Source organism: Pannonibacter anstelovis (assembly GCF_036881715.1).
Taxonomy (GTDB): domain Bacteria; phylum Pseudomonadota; class Alphaproteobacteria; order Rhizobiales; family Stappiaceae; genus Pannonibacter; species Pannonibacter anstelovis.
In genome coordinates this window covers 1-18,957 of sequence record NZ_JBAKBF010000002.1, presented here as the reverse complement: position 1 = coordinate 18,957, position 18,957 = coordinate 1, and the positions used below count along the sequence as shown (strand labels likewise).

Here is an 18,957-nt window from a genome sequence, read left to right as displayed (position 1 = left end):
GACGCCCATGACCGGGCGACAGAGGCCGTCCTCTGCTCGGTTCATATGGTGCCGGGAAACAGACGGGTCAAGCTGCCATATTTCCGCTTGAAAAGACGGGTTTTCTGCAAGATCAATTGATCAATAATATTTTACTTGTTCGCGTCCGATTTTGATCACTGTCCACTATTTAGAAACGGTGCGTCAAGTTGTGCAGTGCGGAGAAATCATTACATAGTCGCTTGGGCTGCGACAAAGCGCCCTGTTCAGACACTTTTCTGTCCGGAGATTTCTGATGATCCGTCTTGCCGCCTCTGCCCTTGCTCTCGGCCTGCTGACTGCGCCGGTTCTGGCCGCTCCTGTGGCCTATGAATTCGACAAGAGCCATTCCAACCTCTCGTTCTCCTACAACCACCTTGGCTATTCCACCACCGACGGCCGTTTCGGCACCTGGGATGCCAAGCTGATGATCGATGCCGATCAGCCGGAGAACTCCTCGCTCGAAATGACGATCGACACCAATAGCCTGGACACCTTCTGGGCCGAACGTGACACCCACTTCAAGAGCGCCGACTTCTTCGATGTCGCCAAATTCCCGGAAGCCACCTTCAAGAGCACCAAGGTGACCAAGACCGGTGAGCAGACCCTGAAGATCGATGGCGACCTGACCATCAAGGGCGTCACCAAGCCTGCCACGCTGGACGTGACCGTGACCGCCATGGGCGAGCACCCGATGGAAAAGAAGCCATGGGTTGGCTTTGCCGGCACCACCACCATCAAGCGCTCTGACTTCGGCATGGACATGTACACCCCGTATGTGGGTGACGACGTGACCATCGTGCTGCATGCCGAGGCATCCAAGGCTCAGTAAGCATTGAAGCGCGGGGCGGTGACGCGCTGCCCCGCGCGCATGCTGCAGGGAGAGATTCCATGATGCGCAACAGCACCAAAGGATACGGCTGGCTGGCCATTGCATTCCACTGGACCATGGCCGTGCTCATCATCGGCATGATCGGCCTCGGGCTCTACATGGACGGCCTGCCCATGTCCGATCCCTCGACCTTCGCCATTTTCCAGCTGCACAAGTCCATCGGCTTCGTGGTGCTGGCCCTTGCCGTGCTGCGGCTCGTCTGGCGGTTCATGAACCCCACCCCGGCCCTGCCGGACAGCATGGCCCCTTGGGAAAAGGCCGCCGCGCATCTCGGCCACATCGGACTTTACGCGCTGATCCTCGCCATTCCCCTCAGCGGCTGGCTGATGGTGTCTGCTTCGCCCTGGAACATCCCGACCATCCTCTTCAACACCTTGCATGTGCCGCACCTGCCGGTGCCAGCCGCTCTTGGCAGCAAGGAAGAAGCAGAGGGCCTGTTCAAGGGGCTGCACAGCCTGTTCGCCTGGGCGCTCGTTGCCCTGCTCGCCGCCCATATCGGCGCGGCCCTCAAGCACCATTTCATCGCCCGGGACGGCGTGCTCAAGCGCATCGTCCACCCGGTCAAGGGTTGAGCACCCGTCCCGCTCTCTGTTTCATGGAGTTTCCCATGCGCAAGACTTTCGCTGCCGCTGCCGCTGCCGCCAGCCTGATCCTCGCCACCAGCGCCGCCTCTGCCGCAGAATGGACCGTGGACCCGGCCAAGAGCAGCATCGGCTTCACCGTCGAGCAGGGCGGTGCGCCGGTCTCCGGCAGCTTCGGCACCTGGACCGCACAGATCGACTTCGATCCGGAGAATGTCTCCGCCGCAAAGATCGAGGCCACCATTGCCACCGGCAGCGCCCAGATGGCCAATGCCCAGTTTGCCGGCATGCTGCCGGGCGCAGACTGGCTGGCCACGGAAGCCTTCCCGGAAGCCCGCTTCACCTCCACCTCCGTCACGGCCAAGGGCGGCAACGCCTATGAGGCGCAAGGCACATTGTCGCTGCGCGGCGAAGAAAAGCCGGTGACGCTGGCCTTCACCCTCGACATCGCCGGCGATACCGCCGTTGCCAAGGGCACGGCCAGCCTGTCGCGCAGCGCCTATGGCATTGGCGCCAGCGTCGGGCAGGACAATCTGAAGGACGCTGTCGCGGTCGCGATCGATCTCACCGCCACGCGCTGAGCCTCATCCAAAATTGCGATGCCAGAAGGGGCCGGGGCGCTTGTTGCCACCGGCCCTTTTGCCGTAAAGAAGAGCCAGCCAAAGACAGAACTGCCCGGGGCACTGCCCAAGGGTGGACGTTTTCCAAGACCCTGATGCGAGAGACCGCCATGAATGCTCCCGTCACGCCTCCGGACTACCAGCACAGCGCCATGTTCCCGCTCGGCGAGGACAAGACGCCTTACCGCAAGCTGACGTCCGATTACGTCTCCACCACCACCTTCAACGGCCAGGAGATGCTGATGGTGGAGCCCGAGGGCTTGCGCCTTCTGGCAGAGCAGGCCTTCATCGACATCAACCACTATCTGCGCCCGGGCCATCTCGCCCAGCTGCGCGCCATTCTCGATGATCCGGAAGCGACCGAGAACGACAAGTTCGTTGCCTTCGACCTCTTGAAGAACGCCAGCATTGCTGCAGGCGGCGTGCTGCCCATGTGCCAGGACACCGGCACCGCCATCGTCATGGGCAAGAAGGGCCGCCGCGTGTGGACCGACGGCTCCGATGAGAAGGCCCTCGGCGAAGGTGCGCGTGACGCCTATTTCAAGCGTAACCTGCGCTACTCGCAGCTGGCGCCGATCTCCATGTTCCAGGAGAAGAACACCTCCAACAACATGCCCGCGCAGATCGAGCTCTATGCGGAAGGCGATGACGCCTACAAGTTCCTGTTCATGGCCAAGGGCGGCGGCTCGGCCAACAAGACCTTCCTGTTCCAGGGCACACCCTCGCTGCTGACCCATGACCGGATGATCGATTTCCTCAAGGAAAAGATCCTGACGCTTGGCACCGCGGCCTGCCCGCCCTATCACCTTGCCATCGTCATCGGCGGCACCTCGGCGGAAATGTGCCTGAAGGCCGTGAAGCTCGCCTCTGCCCGCTATCTCGACAACCTGCCCACGCAGGGCTCCGAGCTTGGCCACGCCTTCCGTGACCTTGAGATGGAAGCCGAGATCCACAAGCTGACCCAGGCAACCGGCGTTGGCGCCCAGTTCGGCGGCAAATATTTCTGCCATGACGTGCGCGTCATCCGCCTGCCGCGCCACGGCGCGTCGCTGCCCATCGGCCTTGGCGTCTCCTGCTCGGCCGACCGTCAGGCCACTGGCAAGATCACGAAGGATGGCATCTACCTTGAGCAGCTGGAGATGCATCCGGAAACCTACATGCCGGAAGTCACGGATGAGAACCTCTCGGACAACGTGGTCAAGATCGACCTGACCCGTCCGATGCCGGAGATTCTGGCCGAACTGTCGCGCCACCCGATCAAGACCCGCCTGTCGCTGACTGGCCCGCTGATCGTGGCCCGCGACCTTGCCCACGCCAAGCTGCGCGAGCGGCTGGAAGCGGGCGAGCCGCTGCCGGACTATTTCAAGAACCACCCGATCTACTACGCCGGCCCCGCCAAGACCCCGGAAGGCATGCCCTCCGGCTCCTTCGGCCCCACCACCGCCGGGCGCATGGATGCCTATGTGGACCAGTTCCAGGCAGCCGGCGGCTCCATGGTGATGCTGGCCAAGGGCAACCGCTCCCCGGCGGTGCGCCGCGCCTGCCAGGCGCATGGCGGCTTCTACCTCGGCTCCATCGGCGGCCCGGCTGCACGCCTCGCACAGGACTGCATCAAGAAGGTGGAAGTGGTCGCCTATCCGGAACTCGGCATGGAAGCCATCTGGAAGATCGAAGTCGAAGACTTCCCCGCCTTCATCGTCGTGGACGACAAGGGCAACGACTTCTTCCAGGAACTGAACCTGGGGTAAATCCCACCCGCCGGATCACTGGCACAGGCTTACAAATAACGCGGGCGGCTCAAACGGGCCGCCCGTTCGTCTTCTGCCCCCCTCACCTGCCATGATGGCCGAGGTGGCGGGAGACGTCTGCGGCGGTGGTGCGGATGCGGGTGCCGAGGCCGGCGATGGCTTCCGCCGTTGCTTCGCTGCGCAGCAGGCTGATGGCGATGCCCGCGATGGCCTCGCCCGAGTGATCGCGCAAGGCGGCGCCAAGGCACACCATGCCATCGCGGATCTGGCCGTCGTCAATCGAGTAACCGCGTGCTGCGGTTTCAGCCAGCTCCTCCCGCAGGGAGGCAAGGTCCTTCACGCTGTGCTGCGTCATAGGCTCGGGGAAACCAGATCCGAACAGGCGCTGCAACTCCTCAGGAGAAAGCTCGGACAGCAGCATCTTGCCCGTGGCCGTGAAGGGCGCGGGCAGGCGCATGCCGATCCGGAACGTGTGGCCCAGCGGCTGGTCGGAGTTGCGGCAGCCGATATAGACGACCTCCCGCCCGTCCAGCACCGTCAGGGTCAGCGTGTAGCTGGCAAAGGCCGTATCTTTCTCAAAATAGGACCGGAAGACGGACAAAACATCCAGCTCTGACAGGAAACTGTTGGCCCAGCGCAAGGGATGCGGGCCCAGCCGGAATGTACCGTCCGGCTTTTTCACCAAAAGGTTCAGCTCCTGCATCACGGCGAAAAGCCCGTGGGCCGTGCTCTTCGGCAGCTTCAGGGCGCGGGTGATATCGGCTGCGGTCAAGGGTTCTGCGGAGCTCGAAACGAGATCCATCACCATCACCGTCCGGCGCAGCGCAGGCACCGTGTCGGCGGAGGGCTGGCCAGAGACCGCCTCAGCAGCTGCATCTAATGGCCTTGACAATTTTCAGCACATCCCGTCATCATAAGTTCAACACATTGATACAGGTTCAATATATTGAACTTACTGCAGAGAGGAAGAATTGGTCAATCTGAATCTTTACTCCCTGCCCTGCGGCTACGGCAGCCACAGGAAAGACGATTCTGAAAGCAAAAATATGTCCCGGCCTGCCTGTCAGCCGTCAGGGGCAACGGAGGAAACGAGATGACCATGAACCCCTTTGAATTCCGGACGGTTCCGGCCATGGAAGTGGCCTGGGGCGGTGCGCAGCGGCTGGGAGAAATCCTCAAGGCCCGCTTTTCCGCGCAGAACGTGCTGCTGGTCACCGATGCCGGACTGGTGAAGGCCGGACTGATCGCGCCGATTGCTGAGAACATCAAGGCCGCCGGGCTCGGCGTCACCATCTTCGACAAGGTGGTCGCCGATCCGCCGGAGCATGTGGTGCACGGCTGCGTGAACGAAGCCCGCAAGGTGGGCACTGACATCGTCGTGGGTCTTGGCGGCGGCTCGTCGCTCGACATCGCCAAGCTGGTTGCCGTGCTGCTGCAATCCGATCAGCCGCTGGCGGAGATGTATGGCATCGGCAACGTCAAGGGCGGCCGCCTGCCGCTGGTCCTGGTGCCGACGACGGCTGGCACCGGCTCGGAAGTGACCAACATTTCCATCATCACCACGGGTGAAACCACCAAGATGGGCGTCGTCTCGCCGCAGCTCTACGCTGACTATGTGCTGCTGGATGCGGAAACGACCGTAGGCCTGCCGAAGGTGCATACGGCAGCGACCGGCATTGATGCCATGGTGCATGCCATCGAGGCCTACACCAGCCGCCACAAGAAGAACCCGCTGTCCGATGCGCTTGCCCGCGAGGCGCTGCGTCTGCTCGGCGCCAATCTCATTGCCGCCTGCGAAGACGGCAGCAACCGCGCCGCGCGCGAAGGCATGCTGCTGGGTGCGACGCTGGCCGGTCAGGCCTTTGCCAACTCGCCGGTGGCCGCCGTCCACGCCCTCGCCTATCCGCTGGGCGGGCACTATCACATCCCGCACGGGCTCTCCAATGCGCTGATGCTCGGGCCGGTCCTGCGCTTCAACGCCAAGGCCGCAGCGCCGCTCTATGCGGAACTTGCCGATGTGCTGGGTGTTGCAGGTCAGGGTGACGCAGAAAAGCGCTCCGCTGATTTCGTTGCGCATATGGAGAAGCTGATGGACGCCAGCGGCGCCCCGCGCCGCCTGCGCGATGTGGGCGTCACAGACAACAGCCTTGCCATGCTCGCCGCCGACGCCATGAAGCAGACACGGCTGCTGGTCAACAACCCCGTCGAAGTCCGCGAGGAAGACGCGCTCGCCCTCTACCGCGAAGCCTACTGATCCCCGTTGACCGTTTCCTGTCAATCAGTCACAACCCATGGGAGGATCCACGTGACCGATATCAGACTGTACATGCTCCAGTCCGGCACCCTGAAATGCAAGGTGCACAACATCAAGATGAACCAGGGCAATGGCGCGGATTACGAAATCCCCGTGCCGTTCTTCCTGATCACCCATCCTGAGGGCCACACCATCATCGACGGCGGCAACGCCATTGAGGTGGCAACCGACCCTTATGGCTACTGGGGCTCGATCTGCGACGTCTACATGCCGGTTCTGGACAAGGACAAGGGCTGCGTCGATCAGGTGAAGGCGCTCGGCTTTGATCCGGCAGACGTCAAGTATGTGGTGCAGTCGCACCTGCACCTTGACCACACCGGCGCCATTGGCCGCTTCCCCAATGCCACGCACATCGTGCAGCGCTGCGAATATGAATATGCCTTCACGCCGGACTGGTTCGCCGGCGGCGGCTATATCCGCAAGGACTTCGACCGTCCGGGCCTGAAGTGGCAGTTCCTCAATGGCACGCAGGATGACTATTACGACATCTATGGCGACGGCACGCTGACCACCGTGTTCACGCCGGGCCATGCGCCGGGCCACCAGTCTTTCCTTGTGCGCCTGCCGAACAGCAAGCCGATCCTCCTGACCATTGATGCCGCCTATACGGTGGATCACTGGGAAGAGAAGGCCCTGCCGGGCTTCCTCGCCTCCACCGTTGATACGGTGCGTTCGGTGCAGAAGTTGCGGACCCTGGCAGAACGGACCGGCGCCATGGTCGTCACCGGCCATGATCCGGACGCCTGGGCCAACTTCAAAAAGGCTCCGGACTTCTATTCCTGAGCCAGAAGCACTGTCACACGGACACCGGAAAAGGGGCCGCTGCGGCCCCTTTTTCACTTTCAGAAGCTTCTCGTCCTTTAAACCTCACGCATGTGACGGGCGGCACATCCCCTGCCCAAGTCTTCGCTATGGTTTTCTCATGTCTTCGCTGCGGCGTTAAGCGCGCGGAAATGTGATGTGACATAGCGTCATCACCGGAGTGGAGTGGTGAACCGTCCAGACGGGCACGAAGGGGACAGCAATGAAAAGACTTACGGGCGCGCTGGCAGCGCTGATGATTGTCGCAGCAACCGGTTCTGCAGTAGCGCAGGGCGGGCGTTTTTTTGATCCGGCGACCAAGAGCTGGGTGGAATACGGTCCGGGCCTGTACAACAGCGGCAAGTCCCCCATCGAGCGCCAGATGGTGCGCTATGACGGCCCCCACAAGCCGGGCACGATCATCGTGGACACCACCGAGCGCCGCCTCTACCACATCCGCGAAGGTGGCAAGGCGATGAAATACGGCGTCGGCGTGGGGCTGGAAGGCATGCAGTGGTCAGGCACTCACCGCATCACCCGCAAGGCCGAATGGCCGGGCTGGACGCCGCCGCCGCAGATGCGTGCCCGGGAGCGCGCCAAGGGCCGCATCCTGCCGGTGCACATGGAAGGCGGGCCCAACAACCCGCTGGGCGCAAGGGCGCTCTACATCGGCTCGACGCTCTACCGCATCCACGGCACCAACCAGCCCTGGACCATCGGCACCGCCGTCTCATCCGGCTGCATCCGCCTTGCCAATGACGACGTGACCCATCTGTATGAAAACGTGGACGTGGGCGCGACGGTGATCGTGAAGCGCTGAGGGGGAACTGGCCTCACCGGTCGCGGCTGAGGCCTTTTTCTTCCAGTTCGCGCAGATATGTGCCCCAGTGGCGGTCTTCCTCGTGAGCAAGTTCGAGGAAATAGGACCACGTGAATATGCCCGTGTCGTGCATGTCATCAAAATGCAGGCGGACAGCGTAGTTGCCGACCGGCTCCACCTGATAGATCAGCACATTGCGCTTGCCCGGCACGGTCTTCTTCTGCCCCGGCCCGTGGCCCTGCACCTCCGCCGAGGGCGAGCAAACGCGCAGATATTCTGCCGGAAAGGCATGCGTCTCGCCATTATCGAAGCTGACGGTGAGGGTGCGCTTGTCACTGGAGAGGCGCAGTTCGGTGGGCCAGACGGCGGTCATTCGGGCTTGTCCTGATGGATGACGGTTCGCGCCGGACGATAGCCCCCCGCCCGCAAAGGTCAAGGCTGGTGGCGAGGCACTTGCTGCGGCAAGACTGCATGTTGCCCCTCCTTCGTCATACCGGACGAGAGCGAAGCCGAGATCCGGTACCGGTGAGCCACGGCGTCCCGGCTCACTTACCTCTTTCACCCAATATGCACCCCGGCTCACCGGTCCCGGCTCGCGCTGCGCTTGGCCGGGATGACTGTGGAGAGGGAGACAACCAGCTGAACCGCCTCACACCGCCGCCTCGAGCCCTGCCTGCTTCACCGCATCATATCCCGCCAATGCCGCGGCACGTGCTGCGGCGTGGTCGACGATGGGGCGTGGATAGGTGCGGCCCAGAATAACACCTGCCGCCTTCAGGATGCGCTCGGGCGCCTCATGCGGGCAGTGGAGGAATTCGTCCGGCAGCTTTGCCAGTTCCGGGCACCAGCGGCGCACATAGGCGCCATCGGGATCGAACTTCTGCCCCTGCCCCACCGGATTGAAGATGCGGAAATAGGGCGCGGCATCGGCGCCGCTGCCTGTCACCCACTGCCAGCTGGCGGAGTTGTTGGCCAGATCCGCGTCCAGCAGCGTGTCGCGGAACCATTCCTCCCCATGATGCCAGTGCAAACGCAGATGCTTGACGAGGAAGGACGCCACCAGCATCCGCACCCGGTTGTGCATGTAGCCAGTGGCCCACAGCTCACGCATGCCCGCATCGACCATGGGATAGCCGGTCAGACCCTTCTGCCAGGCCTTCAGCGCCGCATCATCCTCGGCCCAGGGATAGGCATCGAAGGCGGGCTTCCAGTTGCGCTCCGGCAGATGCGGGAAATGGTAGAGAAGGTGATACGAGAACTCCCGCCAGCCGATTTCCGACAGGAACTTGTCGCCATCCTTCTGCAGGTGGCCATACTGCTCCGTGTGGAAGCGGGTGGCCGTCCAGATCTGCCGGGGGGATATTTCGCCGAAATGCAGGTGTGGAGAGAGACGCGAAACATTGGGCAGGTCAGGCCGGTTGCGCAGCTCGCCATAGCCATCGAGCCCTTCCTCCAGAAAGGCTGAAAGCCGTTCCGCCGCGCCCTTTTCGCCCGGCCGCCAGAGATCCAGCCAGCCAGCCGCCCAGTCCGGCTTGACCGGAAGAAGTGCAAAGTCGTCAAGCGCAAGGGACAAACTGACCTGCGGAATGTCCAGTGCCTCCGGCGCAGGCAAAGGCGCCGCAACGGCTTTGGCGAGCGCCGCCCGCCAGAAGGGCGAATAGACCTTGAAGGGGCCTCCGGTCTTCGTTTCCAGCTCCCAGGGCTCATGCAGCAGCGAGCCGTTGAAGCTGCGCACCTCGAGGCCGGCGGCCATGAGATCCGCTTTCAGCTTCTTGTCGCGGGCAATCGCATGCGGCTCATAACAGCGGTTCCAGTGAACGGCTGAGGCGCCCGTCTCCTTAACCAGCGCTTCCAGCGCCTTGCCCGCGGGCCCGCGCATCAGCACCAGCCTGCCGCCCAGACTCTTGTCCAGTGCCGCCAGCGCATGATGCAGCCACCAGCGGCTTGCCCCGCCCATCGGGTGGGTTTCGCCGCAGTCCTTCGGCTCTTCCAGAATGAACACCGGCACCACGGCGCCCGCCTTTGCCGCTTCGAACAGTGCCGGATTGTCGGCAAGGCGCAGATCCTGGCGGAACCAGGCAATCGTGGTGCGGTCACGTGGCTGAGAGGGCATGGCAAGGCTGTCCGGGATAAATATCAAGTGTTTGTTTGTACGTCATTCTGCGTCTGTGAGATCACTTTGCGCGGTGCCATCTTGCTCTCGGGAAAAAACTGTCTACGTTATTCCCTGACGGATAGAACGCGGCCGGATGTATGCCGTGGATGAGGGAGAGACGCATGAGTGACGCAGCGGCCATGCCACGCATGACCGATCCTTTCGGGCGCGACATCTCCTATTTGCGCGTCTCGGTGACGGATCGCTGCGATTTCCGCTGTGTCTATTGCATGGCGGAGGACATGACCTTTCTGCCCAAGCGCGAAGTGCTGTCACTGGAAGAACTGGACCGTCTGTGCAGCGCCTTCATCGGCAAGGGCGTGCGGCGCCTGCGGCTGACCGGCGGCGAGCCGCTGGTGCGCAAGGGCATCATGGGGCTGATCCGCTCCCTTTCCCGCCACCTGCAGTCGGGTGCGCTCGACGAGCTGACGCTGACGACCAACGGCTCGCAGCTCGCCCGCTATGCCGCCGAGCTGGCAGATGCCGGCGTGCGGCGTCTCAATGTTTCCGTCGATACGCTGGATGCAGACCGCTTCCGCGCCATCACCCGCTGGGGTGATCTGTCCAAGGTGATGGAAGGCATCAAGGCCGCCAAGGCCGCCGGGCTGTCCATCAAGATCAACATGGTTGCGCTGAAGGGCGTCAACGAGGACGAAATTGTCCCTATGATGGAATGGGCCCATGGCGAAGGCCATGATCTGACACTGATCGAGACCATGCCCATGGGTGAGATCGACGCTGACCGCACCGATCAGTATCTGCCCTTGAGCGAAGTGCGCGCCCGGCTGTCAGAGCGCTTCACGCTTACCGGCATTCCCTACAAGACCGGCGGCCCGGCTCGTTACATGCAGATCGAGGAAACCGGCGGGCGCATCGGCTTCATCACGCCGATGACGCATAATTTCTGCGAAAGCTGCAACCGGGTGCGCATCACCTGCACGGGCATGCTCTATATGTGCCTCGGCCAGGACGACAGCGCCGACCTGCGCGCGCCCTTGCGTGCCTCGGAAGGGAATGAGCTCCTGTCGCGCGCCATTGATGAAGCCATCGGCCGCAAACCGAAGGGGCACGACTTTGTCATCGACAGGCGCACCAACCGCCCTTCCGTCTCCCGCCACATGAGCGTGACCGGCGGCTGAACGCAGGCTCTTCCTGCCCTGTCCTAGACCCGTTCGCTGCGGTAGCACGCAATGACGGATACGAGTGTCAGCGTCACGCAGCCACCCATGACCACAAGCAGCGGCCAGACCGTGCCAGGATACATGCTCTGAGACAGCATCCAGGCCACCAGCGCGGACACACCTGCGCCAAGGCCGATCTGCATGCTGCCGGCAAGACCTGACGCCGCACCAGCCAGATCCGGACGCACACTGACGGCCCCGGACAAGGCACTGGGCAGGCAAATGCCGTTGCCGAGACCCAGAATGCACATGGGCAGGAACAGAGAGAAGGGATGGTAGATACCGGCACTGAAGAGAACGGCAGCAAGCACCACCGTGACAACCGGCATGAGCGAGCCAATGACAATCATGCGCAGCACGCCAACGCGCGCCGCAAAGCGGCCTGACAGGCCGTTACCCACGATGTAGCCACCGGCCACCATCATGAAATAGAGCCCCATCGTCAGCGGCGTCATCCCCAGCACTTCCGAAGCGATAAAGGGAGCTCCGCCAAGGAAGGCGAAATAGACGGCCGAGGTGAACATGGACACGCTGGCAAAGGCCCAGAACAGCCGCTCCCGGCTCAACGCCCTGTAGCTGGCCAGAAGGCTCGTGACGCTGGCGGACTGGCTGCGGTCGTGATGGGTCTCATGCAGGCAGGCCCAGGCCGCAAGCGTGACTGCAATGCCGATGGCAAGCATCAGGTAGAAGCCGCCCTTCCACCCGGCAACGCCATCCAGCGCCCCGCCCATGGCAGGGGCAAGCATGGGGCCAACCGCAAGGCCCATGGTGACATAACCGATCATGCTGGCTGCCTGTTCGCGCTCATAAAGATCGCGCACGATGGCACGGCCCAGCACCAGCCCCGCACAGCCGCCCGCAGCCTGTACGATGCGCCCGAAAATGACTGTCTCGACCGACGTGGCAGCCAGGCAGATGAGCGTGCCAAGCACAAAGACGGCCATGCCGGTCACCACCACCGGGCGGCGGCCATAGCGGTCGGATATGGGCCCCAGCACAAGCTGCGACAGCCCCACCGCCGCCAGATAGAGCGACATGGTGAGCTGCACCTCGGCGGCTGTGCTCTCCAGAGCCTTGATCATGCCCGGCAGGGAGGGCAGATAGATGTTCATTGCCAGCGGGCTGATCGTGGAGATGGCAATCAGGATTGCCAAGGGAGGGCGCCGCCCGCCGGAGGGCGTCTGCCCGGCACCTTGCATCTGCGCGTTCGTGGCCGCATCCATGGTTCAGCCCTGCCCCTGCTGCGCCAGCTTGCGCTCGCGGATGAATGTGTAGACACCCGTTGCCACCACGATTGACGTGCCAAACAACGTTAGCGTATCCGGCACCTCGCTCCAGACAACGTAGCCAATCAGAATGGCCCAGAGAATGCTGGAATAGCGGAAGGGCGAGACGACAGCGATATCTCCTAACCGCATGGCGATGATGATGAAGATATAGCCGGCCAGCAGGAACAGGGATCCGGCAGCAATGATGGCAAGCTGACGGGCCGTCATGGGCTGCCAGCCTTCAAAAATCACGATCACCCCGCCCAGCGCCATGACACCGAAGCAGGTGACAAGAGTGACGCCGAATGTGGGGATCGCCTGCGGCATGCGCCGGGTGGAGAGATCGCGCAGCACCATGCAGAACACCCCGCACAGTGCCACAAGCGACCATTCGTTGAAACCTGACACACCGGGCCGGATGATGATGAGCACACCGGCGAAGCCGATGCCGATCGCCGTCCAGCGCCGCCAGCCGACCGCCGCGCCGAGGAAGATGGCAGCGGCCGCTGTCACCAGCAGCGGCAGGGACTGCAGCACCGCGGTAATATTGGCGATTGGCAAATGAATGAGCGCCACCAGATAGAAAAAGGTTGCCCCCAGCTCGCCCAATGTCCGCCAGCCTACGGTCGGATGCGCCAGATGCCGGAACTCCCTGTGCACACCCGTCACGACAGATGCCGCATATATCAATGCACAGGCGAAGACGCTGCGCATGACGATGATCTGCCCGAGCGGCAGCTCGTCATGAATGAATTTGACGATGGCATCATTGGTGAGGAATGCAGCCATAGCCAGCAACATTGCCGTGATGGCCTTGCTGTTTTCTCGAAGATCCACGTGACAATCCTGATCCGGGAGCGCCGGGCACGGAACAGGTGCCACAAGCGGGAGACGTGGGAAATCTTTCCCGCCTTTATGTGCAAAGGTCAACCATCCACCTATGCCGCACTGCAAGAGGCAGCACGGCACAGGCGGAAAACAGCGTCAGTCGATCACGATGCGCGGCGGCGCGCGGCGGACCTCGCCCGTTTCACCAGTCACGCTGGCCCAGACCTTCGCGGCAATATCCCGGTAGACGGCGGCATGCGCACCTTGCGGGTCAGCCATAACAATCGGCGTGCCTGCGTCGGAGTTGATGCGGATGTCCATGTCGAGCGGCACTTCGCCGAGGAACGGCAGGTTCAGCCGCTCCGCCTCAGCCTTGGCGCCGCCATGGCCGAAGATGTCGTAGCGCTTGCCCGTATCCGGCGCGATGAAATAGCTCATGTTCTCGATGATGCCGAGCACCGGCACATCCACACGGCGGAACATGTTCAGACCCTTGCGCGCATCGATCAGCGCCAGATCCTGCGGCGTGGAGACGATGACCGCACCCGACAGCGGCACCTGCTGGGCCATCGTCAGCTGGGCGTCGCCCGTGCCGGGGGGCATGTCGACCACCAGAACATCCAGCTCGCCCCAGGCCACTTCCCGCAACATCTGCGTCAGCGCCGACATGACCATCGGCCCGCGCCAGATCATCGGCGTGTCTTCCTCGACCATGAAGCCGATGGACATGACCTTGAGCCCATGGCCCTCCAGCGGCTTGATGATGCGCCCGCTTACCGGCTCAGGCCGGCCGGAGACGCCAAAGAGACGGGGCACGGAGGGGCCATAGATATCGGCATCCAGGACACCGACCTTCAGGCCGTTGGCCTTCATCGCCAGTGCAAGGTTGGCCGTGGTAGTGGACTTGCCGACGCCACCCTTGCCGGAAGCAACGGCAATGATGTGCGACACGCCCGGCACGCCTGCCTTGGCCGGCCCTGCGCCTTGCGGCTGCGGCGCGCGCGGCTGAGCATGGGAATGGGAATGACCATGGGCATGACCGTGAGCTTGCGGCGCCGGGGCAGAGGATGAACCGGAGGTGCGCTCTGCCGTCAGCGCCACCATCGCCTTCTCAACGCCCGGAACGGCCTTCACAGCAGTCTCTGCCGCCAGCCGGAGGGGCTCCATCTGGCGGGCCTTTTCTGCCGGCACCGTGATGGAAAAGGCCACGCGGCCGTCAGAGACAAACACATCGGACACAAGGCCAAGCGATACAATGTCGCCGTTTCCGTCCGGGCCGGGAATGCGCGACAGCGCCTGATGCACTGCCGCCTTGATCTGTTCGCTCATGCTGATGGCGTCCTGTCTGCTCTTGGGGCTTGCACGAAGCATCCCGCTCACCTCGTGCCGTAACTTATCCGCTCACCCGCCCCCGTCAATCGCACCAGGTGCCGCAACCGTCATTGAAGCGACAAGATTGCGGGCCTACAACTTGCCCCTGCAGGCTCGTCACGGCCTGTCCTTCCCCGTTCCACAGGCCACGGCCTTGCGAAGAGATTTCGGCATGAACGAGTTGCTTTCCCCCCGTCTCACCCGGCGCGGCCTGCTGCTGGGTGCAGCCGCCACCGGCTTTGCTGCCGCCCTTCATCCCTACTCCCTGCATGCGCAGGAAGGCACGGCGCACCTGCGCCTGATGGAGACGACCGATCTCCACGTCCATGTCTTCCCTTATGACTATTACGCCGACAAGCCGGTGGATACCGCAGGCCTTGCACGCACAGCCTCGCTGATCCGCGCCATCCGCAATGAAGCCGCCAACTCTGTTCTGGTCGACAATGGCGACTTCCTGCAGGGCAATCCGATGGGCGACTACATTGCCTATGAGCGCGGCATGAAGGCCGGTGACCTGCATCCGGTGATCCAGGGCATGAATGTGCTGGACTATGACGCGGCAACCCTCGGCAACCACGAGTTCAACTACGGCCTCGAGTTCCTCGACAAGGTGCTGGCTGGCGCCAATTTCCCGGTCGTCTGCGCCAACCTTGCCAAGGGCCAGCTTTCCGCGGGTCCGCGCAGCGACACCACGCTGCTGAAGCCCTATGTCATCGTCGACAAGACCATCCGCGACGGCTCGGGCAAGGACTATCCGATCCGCATCGGCTTCATCGGCTTCGTGCCGCCCCAGGTCATGAACTGGGACCGCAAGCATCTGGAAGGCAGCGTCAACGCCCGCGACATCGTGGAGACGGCCAAGGCCTTCGTCCCGGAAATGCGCGAGCAGGGCTGCGACCTCGTGATCGCCCTCTCCCATTCCGGCATCTCGGCCGAAACCTATGCCGGCGGCATGGAGAACGCCTCGCTGCACCTGGCCGCTGTCGAAGGCATCGATGCCATCTTCACCGGCCACCAGCATCTCGTCTTCCCCGGCACAGCATTTGACGGCCTTGAGGGCGTGGACACGGCCAAGGGCACGCTCTTCGGCAAGCCCGCTGCCATGGGCGGCTTCTGGGGCTCGCATCTGGGCGTCATCGACCTGATGCTGGCGCGGGACGGCAACAGCTGGCGCATCACCGGCTTCAGCACCGAAGCACGGCCGATCTACACGAAGGAAGGCCGCACGGTCACCCCAACCGTGGACAGCCAGCAGGACGTGCTGGACGCCGTGAAGGCCGAGCATGAGGCGACGCTCGCCTATGTGCGCCGCCCGGTCGGCAAGACCGACGCACCGCTGCATTCCTATTTCGCGCTGGTCGCCGATGACCCCAGCGTGCAGATCGTCTCGCAGGCGCAGATCTGGTACATCACCGAAATGCTCAAGGGCACCGAGTGGGAGAACCTGCCCGTCCTCTCCGCAGCCGCCCCCTTCAAGGCAGGCGGACGCGGCGGCCCCGAGTATTACACCGACGTGCCGGTGGGCGATGTGGCTATCAAGAACGTTGCCGATCTCTACCTCTATCCCAACACGGTGCAGGCGGTGGCCATCACCGGCAAGGACGTGAAGGAGTGGCTGGAACGGTCTGTGGGCATTTTCCGCCAGATCACGCCGGGCGCGAAGGACGAGATGCTGATCGAGCCCACCTTCCCGAGCTACAACTTCGACATCATCGATGGCGTCACCTATCAGGTCGACCTGTCGCAGCCGTCGAAGTATGGCGAAAAGGGGGAGGTGCTCAATGCGGAAGCAAACCGCATCGTCAATCTCGCTTATAATGGCGCGCCGGTTGATCCGGAGCAGAAGTTCGTTGTCGTGACCAACAACTACCGTGCCAGCGGAGGCGGCAGCTTCCCCGGCATCAACGACAGTGTCGTCATCTTCGCCGGTCCCGACACCAACCGCGATGCGCTGGTGCGCTATATCGTCGAAAAGGGCACGATCAGCCCAAGCGCCGATGCCAACTGGACCTTCAAGCCCATGCCCGGCACCACAGTCCTGTTCGACACCGGCCCTGGCGGCAAGGCCCATGCGGCTTCCGTCAAGGGTGTGAAGATCGAACCGGCAGGCGACGGCGCCGACGGCTTCGCGCGCTACCGCATCACGCTCTGAGCGGCAGACGGCAACCGCGCCGGATCTTCACCGCGTGGTTGCCGCCTGACCCGGGCCGCCCTAGGTTGACTTGGAACGGATCGCCGCCGGTCATTTCCGGCGGCTTTTTCTTTCACGTGCAGGAGACGTTTTGCCCATGCCCGTCATGCTCATCACAGGTGCAAACAGAGGGATCGGTCTGGCTGTTGCAAAGGTCGCTCTCGCGCGCGGCTGGACGGTTCTCGGCAGCATGCGGCGGGAAGAGGATGCAGACCGGCTTGCCGCAGAACTCGGGCCCCTGTTCCGCCCTCAACTGTTTGATGTGGCAGACCGGGACGCCCTTGCGGCATCGGCTGCCTCCAGTCCGCAGGCAATTGATGTTCTGCTCAACAACGCCGGCATCATCGGACCGGACGGGCAGGACCAAAGTGCCCTCCACATGGATTTTGACGGCTTCCTGCGCACGCTGGAGATCAACACCCTCGCACCCCTCGCCGTGGCGCAGGCTTTTCTGCCGCGCCTGCGCAAGGCGGCACAGCCGCGGATCCTGACGATCTCCAGCCAGATGTCATGGATGGGCTATGCCAAGTCCGACCGGGTTGCCTACCGGGCTTCAAAGGCCGCAGTGAACAAGGTGATGCAATGCCTTGCCACCGATCTGGAGCCGGAGAACATCGCCGTCGGGCTGATCGATCCGGGCTGGGTGCGTACCGACATGGGCGGCGGCGAGGCCGATCTCACGGCGGAAGAAGTGGCCAGCGGTATCGTCGGCCTTATCGAGAATTTTGACATTACACGGACAGGACGCTTCTTCCGCTGGACCGGTGAGGAACGTGAGTTCTGAAATACTCGGCAAACAAAATTCCTTAAATTTTATCTGAAAGCTTAATCGAAGCAGAGCAACCTTCACGTAAGCTTCTGATATAGACGGGAACACGGAGGTCTCCATGCCGGGTCTCTACCATATCTGCTACTTGAGCGTCGCAAAGCTGCCTGCCCTTCAGCCCACACCTGAGAAGGGTTTCGAAGCCATCACGGCAGCAGCGATCAAAAGAAATGCCGCGTCGGGCCTGACGGGCTGCATTGTCTTCACCGGACAGCATTTCCTGCAGGTGCTTGAGGGCTCGCAGGAAGACGTCGAGGATACATTTGGCCGGATTTCACGCGATAACCGGCATACGGACGTGCGTGTTCTCAGCGAGGGGCCCATTGAAGCCCGCGAGTTTCCCGAGATGGCCGCAAGCTGTGATGGCGACAAGAGCCTGACGGCAGAGGCGCTTGCCGAAGTCAGCGCGGTGCTGGATTTCCCCCAGCATCAGCTTCACATCCGCGAGATCCGGACGCTATTGTCCGTCATCACCCAGCCAAGCCGCAATCAGGACGCACTTCTGGCCGGATAGACGGGAAACCATCCAGTTGCTCAGCAAGCGGCTCACCTCTTGCTGAGCCCTGCGCATGGCGGCACTTTGGAGCCCGGCCCAGTCAGGTTGCATGCAAGAGAAAAACATCTATCGCAAAAATTTAATTTTTATCCTCACAGTTAACTCAGGTTGAATTTCCGCTGCGTAAATTCCCTCACAATTATGCGGAGGGGATAGCATGCCGCAGCTTTATCACATCTCTTACATGAGCGACGCGAAGACCCACGCGTTCGAGCCCGACCTGCGTGTCAGCATCCACACACTCGGACAGCAATGCCTCAGAAACAACGCAAGGCTTGGACTGACAGGATGCCTGTTCTTCGCGGACGGGAAATTCTTCCAGAGCCTCGAGGGCGAGGCAGACGATGTTGAAGACACCTTCGGACGCATTTCCAGGGATAGCCGGCATAAAAATCTGCGCGTTCTGAGCGAGGGCTATATTCCGGAAAGAACCTTTGCCGGAACCACAGTCACCGCGCCGGACTGCTGTCTTCAGCTTGCTTCGGAAGTGCTTCAGGAACTCAGTCACGCAGTTGACACGCTGGCCTTGCTCCATCTTCACACCCGGGAGCTGGAAACTCTGCTGGCGGTCGTCACCCAGTCATCCCGCCGGCACGACTTCCTTTTGAACAGTTGAAGATCCGCAAAGCCCCGGCCGCCAATCGAAGGGCCGGACATTGCTGCCCGGCCTTCGCTGTTTGACGTGATCTGCTGAAGCTTACGCAGCCCGCACCTGTGCGATGAAGCGGGCCACTTCCGTCTTCAGCGTCTCTGCGTCGCGGGCAAGGCCGCTGGCCGAGCCCAGAAC

The 18,957-nt window shown here is 62.5% G+C and carries 18 protein-coding genes; 12 read left to right on the top strand and 6 right to left on the bottom strand.

Annotated features, from left to right (window positions below):
- Positions 1 to 274: 274 nt before the first annotated feature.
- The 4 genes from V6L75_RS02925 to V6L75_RS02910 all read left to right on the top strand — a co-directional run bounded on the left by V6L75_RS02925 (position 275) and on the right by V6L75_RS02910 (position 3,859).
- On the top strand, positions 275 to 850 hold the full coding sequence (locus V6L75_RS02925; RefSeq protein ID WP_334250036.1) for a YceI family protein: 576 nt from the start codon (positions 275 to 277) through the stop codon (positions 848 to 850).
- Between the two features lie 59 nt (positions 851 to 909).
- Entirely contained in the window at positions 910 to 1,482 is a 573-nt protein-coding gene (locus V6L75_RS02920) for a cytochrome b (RefSeq protein WP_334250035.1), read from the top strand.
- 35 nt (positions 1,483 to 1,517) lie between these two features.
- Positions 1,518 to 2,072 carry a YceI family protein gene (locus tag V6L75_RS02915; protein ID WP_334250034.1) on the top strand — a complete coding sequence of 185 codons (555 nt, stop codon included), beginning with the start codon at positions 1,518 to 1,520 and terminating at the stop codon, positions 2,070 to 2,072.
- A gap of 149 nt (positions 2,073 to 2,221) precedes the next feature.
- Positions 2,222 to 3,859, top strand: coding sequence for a fumarate hydratase (locus V6L75_RS02910; RefSeq protein WP_334250033.1), 1,638 nt, complete (start codon positions 2,222 to 2,224; stop codon positions 3,857 to 3,859).
- A gap of 82 nt (positions 3,860 to 3,941) precedes the next feature.
- Here V6L75_RS02910 and V6L75_RS02905 read toward each other — a convergent pair whose 3' ends face one another.
- Positions 3,942 to 4,751, bottom strand: coding sequence for an IclR family transcriptional regulator (locus tag V6L75_RS02905; RefSeq protein ID WP_334250032.1), 810 nt, complete (start codon positions 4,749 to 4,751; stop codon positions 3,942 to 3,944).
- A 207-nt stretch (positions 4,752 to 4,958) separates the two neighbouring features.
- Here V6L75_RS02905 and V6L75_RS02900 point away from each other — a divergent pair, with 207 nt between their 5' ends.
- The 3 genes from V6L75_RS02900 to V6L75_RS02890 all read left to right on the top strand — a co-directional run bounded on the left by V6L75_RS02900 (position 4,959) and on the right by V6L75_RS02890 (position 7,794).
- Complete coding sequence (locus V6L75_RS02900) at positions 4,959 to 6,113, top strand: iron-containing alcohol dehydrogenase (RefSeq protein WP_425498677.1); 1,155 nt, start codon at positions 4,959 to 4,961, stop codon at positions 6,111 to 6,113.
- 51 nt (positions 6,114 to 6,164) lie between these two features.
- Positions 6,165 to 6,956: an AttM family quorum-quenching N-acyl homoserine lactonase gene (gene attM / locus V6L75_RS02895; RefSeq protein ID WP_334250030.1), complete on the top strand. Its 792-nt coding sequence runs from the start codon at positions 6,165 to 6,167 to the stop codon at positions 6,954 to 6,956.
- A 241-nt stretch (positions 6,957 to 7,197) separates the two neighbouring features.
- A complete protein-coding gene (locus tag V6L75_RS02890) occupies positions 7,198 to 7,794 on the top strand; it encodes a L,D-transpeptidase (protein WP_334250029.1) in 597 nt (198 codons plus the stop codon).
- A gap of 13 nt (positions 7,795 to 7,807) precedes the next feature.
- Here the strand turns inward: V6L75_RS02890 and V6L75_RS02885 are convergent, their stop codons facing one another.
- Together V6L75_RS02885 and V6L75_RS02880 are read right to left on the bottom strand one after the other, a co-directional pair.
- Positions 7,808 to 8,167: a gamma-butyrobetaine hydroxylase family protein gene (locus V6L75_RS02885; RefSeq protein WP_334250028.1), complete on the bottom strand. Its 360-nt coding sequence runs from the start codon at positions 8,165 to 8,167 to the stop codon at positions 7,808 to 7,810.
- 276 nt (positions 8,168 to 8,443) lie between these two features.
- A complete protein-coding gene (locus V6L75_RS02880; RefSeq protein WP_334250027.1) occupies positions 8,444 to 9,907 on the bottom strand; it encodes a cryptochrome/photolyase family protein in 1,464 nt (487 codons plus the stop codon).
- Positions 9,908 to 10,071: 164 nt separating this feature from the next.
- Between V6L75_RS02880 and moaA the strand changes: the two genes are divergently transcribed.
- On the top strand, positions 10,072 to 11,088 hold the full coding sequence (gene moaA / locus V6L75_RS02875; protein WP_334250026.1) for a GTP 3',8-cyclase MoaA: 1,017 nt from the start codon (positions 10,072 to 10,074) through the stop codon (positions 11,086 to 11,088).
- 23 nt (positions 11,089 to 11,111) lie between these two features.
- On the opposite strand, the gene V6L75_RS02870 is transcribed toward moaA, so the two are convergent.
- The 3 genes from V6L75_RS02870 to V6L75_RS02860 form a co-directional block, all read right to left on the bottom strand.
- Entirely contained in the window at positions 11,112 to 12,353 is a 1,242-nt protein-coding gene (locus V6L75_RS02870) for a multidrug effflux MFS transporter (protein WP_334250025.1), read from the bottom strand.
- A gap of 3 nt (positions 12,354 to 12,356) precedes the next feature.
- A complete protein-coding gene (locus tag V6L75_RS02865) occupies positions 12,357 to 13,235 on the bottom strand; it encodes a DMT family transporter (protein ID WP_334250024.1) in 879 nt (292 codons plus the stop codon).
- A gap of 147 nt (positions 13,236 to 13,382) precedes the next feature.
- On the bottom strand, positions 13,383 to 14,555 hold the full coding sequence (locus tag V6L75_RS02860; RefSeq protein WP_334250023.1) for an Mrp/NBP35 family ATP-binding protein: 1,173 nt from the start codon (positions 14,553 to 14,555) through the stop codon (positions 13,383 to 13,385).
- 214 nt (positions 14,556 to 14,769) lie between these two features.
- On the opposite strand from V6L75_RS02860, the gene V6L75_RS02855 reads away from it, so the two are divergent.
- From V6L75_RS02855 to V6L75_RS02840, 4 genes are all read left to right on the top strand, one after another.
- Positions 14,770 to 16,749 carry a bifunctional 2',3'-cyclic-nucleotide 2'-phosphodiesterase/3'-nucleotidase gene (locus V6L75_RS02855; protein ID WP_334250022.1) on the top strand — a complete coding sequence of 660 codons (1,980 nt, stop codon included), beginning with the start codon at positions 14,770 to 14,772 and terminating at the stop codon, positions 16,747 to 16,749.
- 136 nt (positions 16,750 to 16,885) lie between these two features.
- Positions 16,886 to 17,572, top strand: a complete 687-nt coding sequence (locus V6L75_RS02850; protein WP_334250021.1) for an SDR family oxidoreductase — start codon at positions 16,886 to 16,888, stop codon at positions 17,570 to 17,572.
- A gap of 103 nt (positions 17,573 to 17,675) precedes the next feature.
- Positions 17,676 to 18,128 (top strand): BLUF domain-containing protein, encoded by a 453-nt coding sequence (locus tag V6L75_RS02845; protein WP_334250020.1) that lies wholly within the window; start codon positions 17,676 to 17,678, stop codon positions 18,126 to 18,128.
- 199 nt (positions 18,129 to 18,327) lie between these two features.
- Entirely contained in the window at positions 18,328 to 18,786 is a 459-nt protein-coding gene (locus V6L75_RS02840) for a BLUF domain-containing protein (protein WP_334250019.1), read from the top strand.
- Positions 18,787 to 18,957 lie beyond the last annotated feature (171 nt).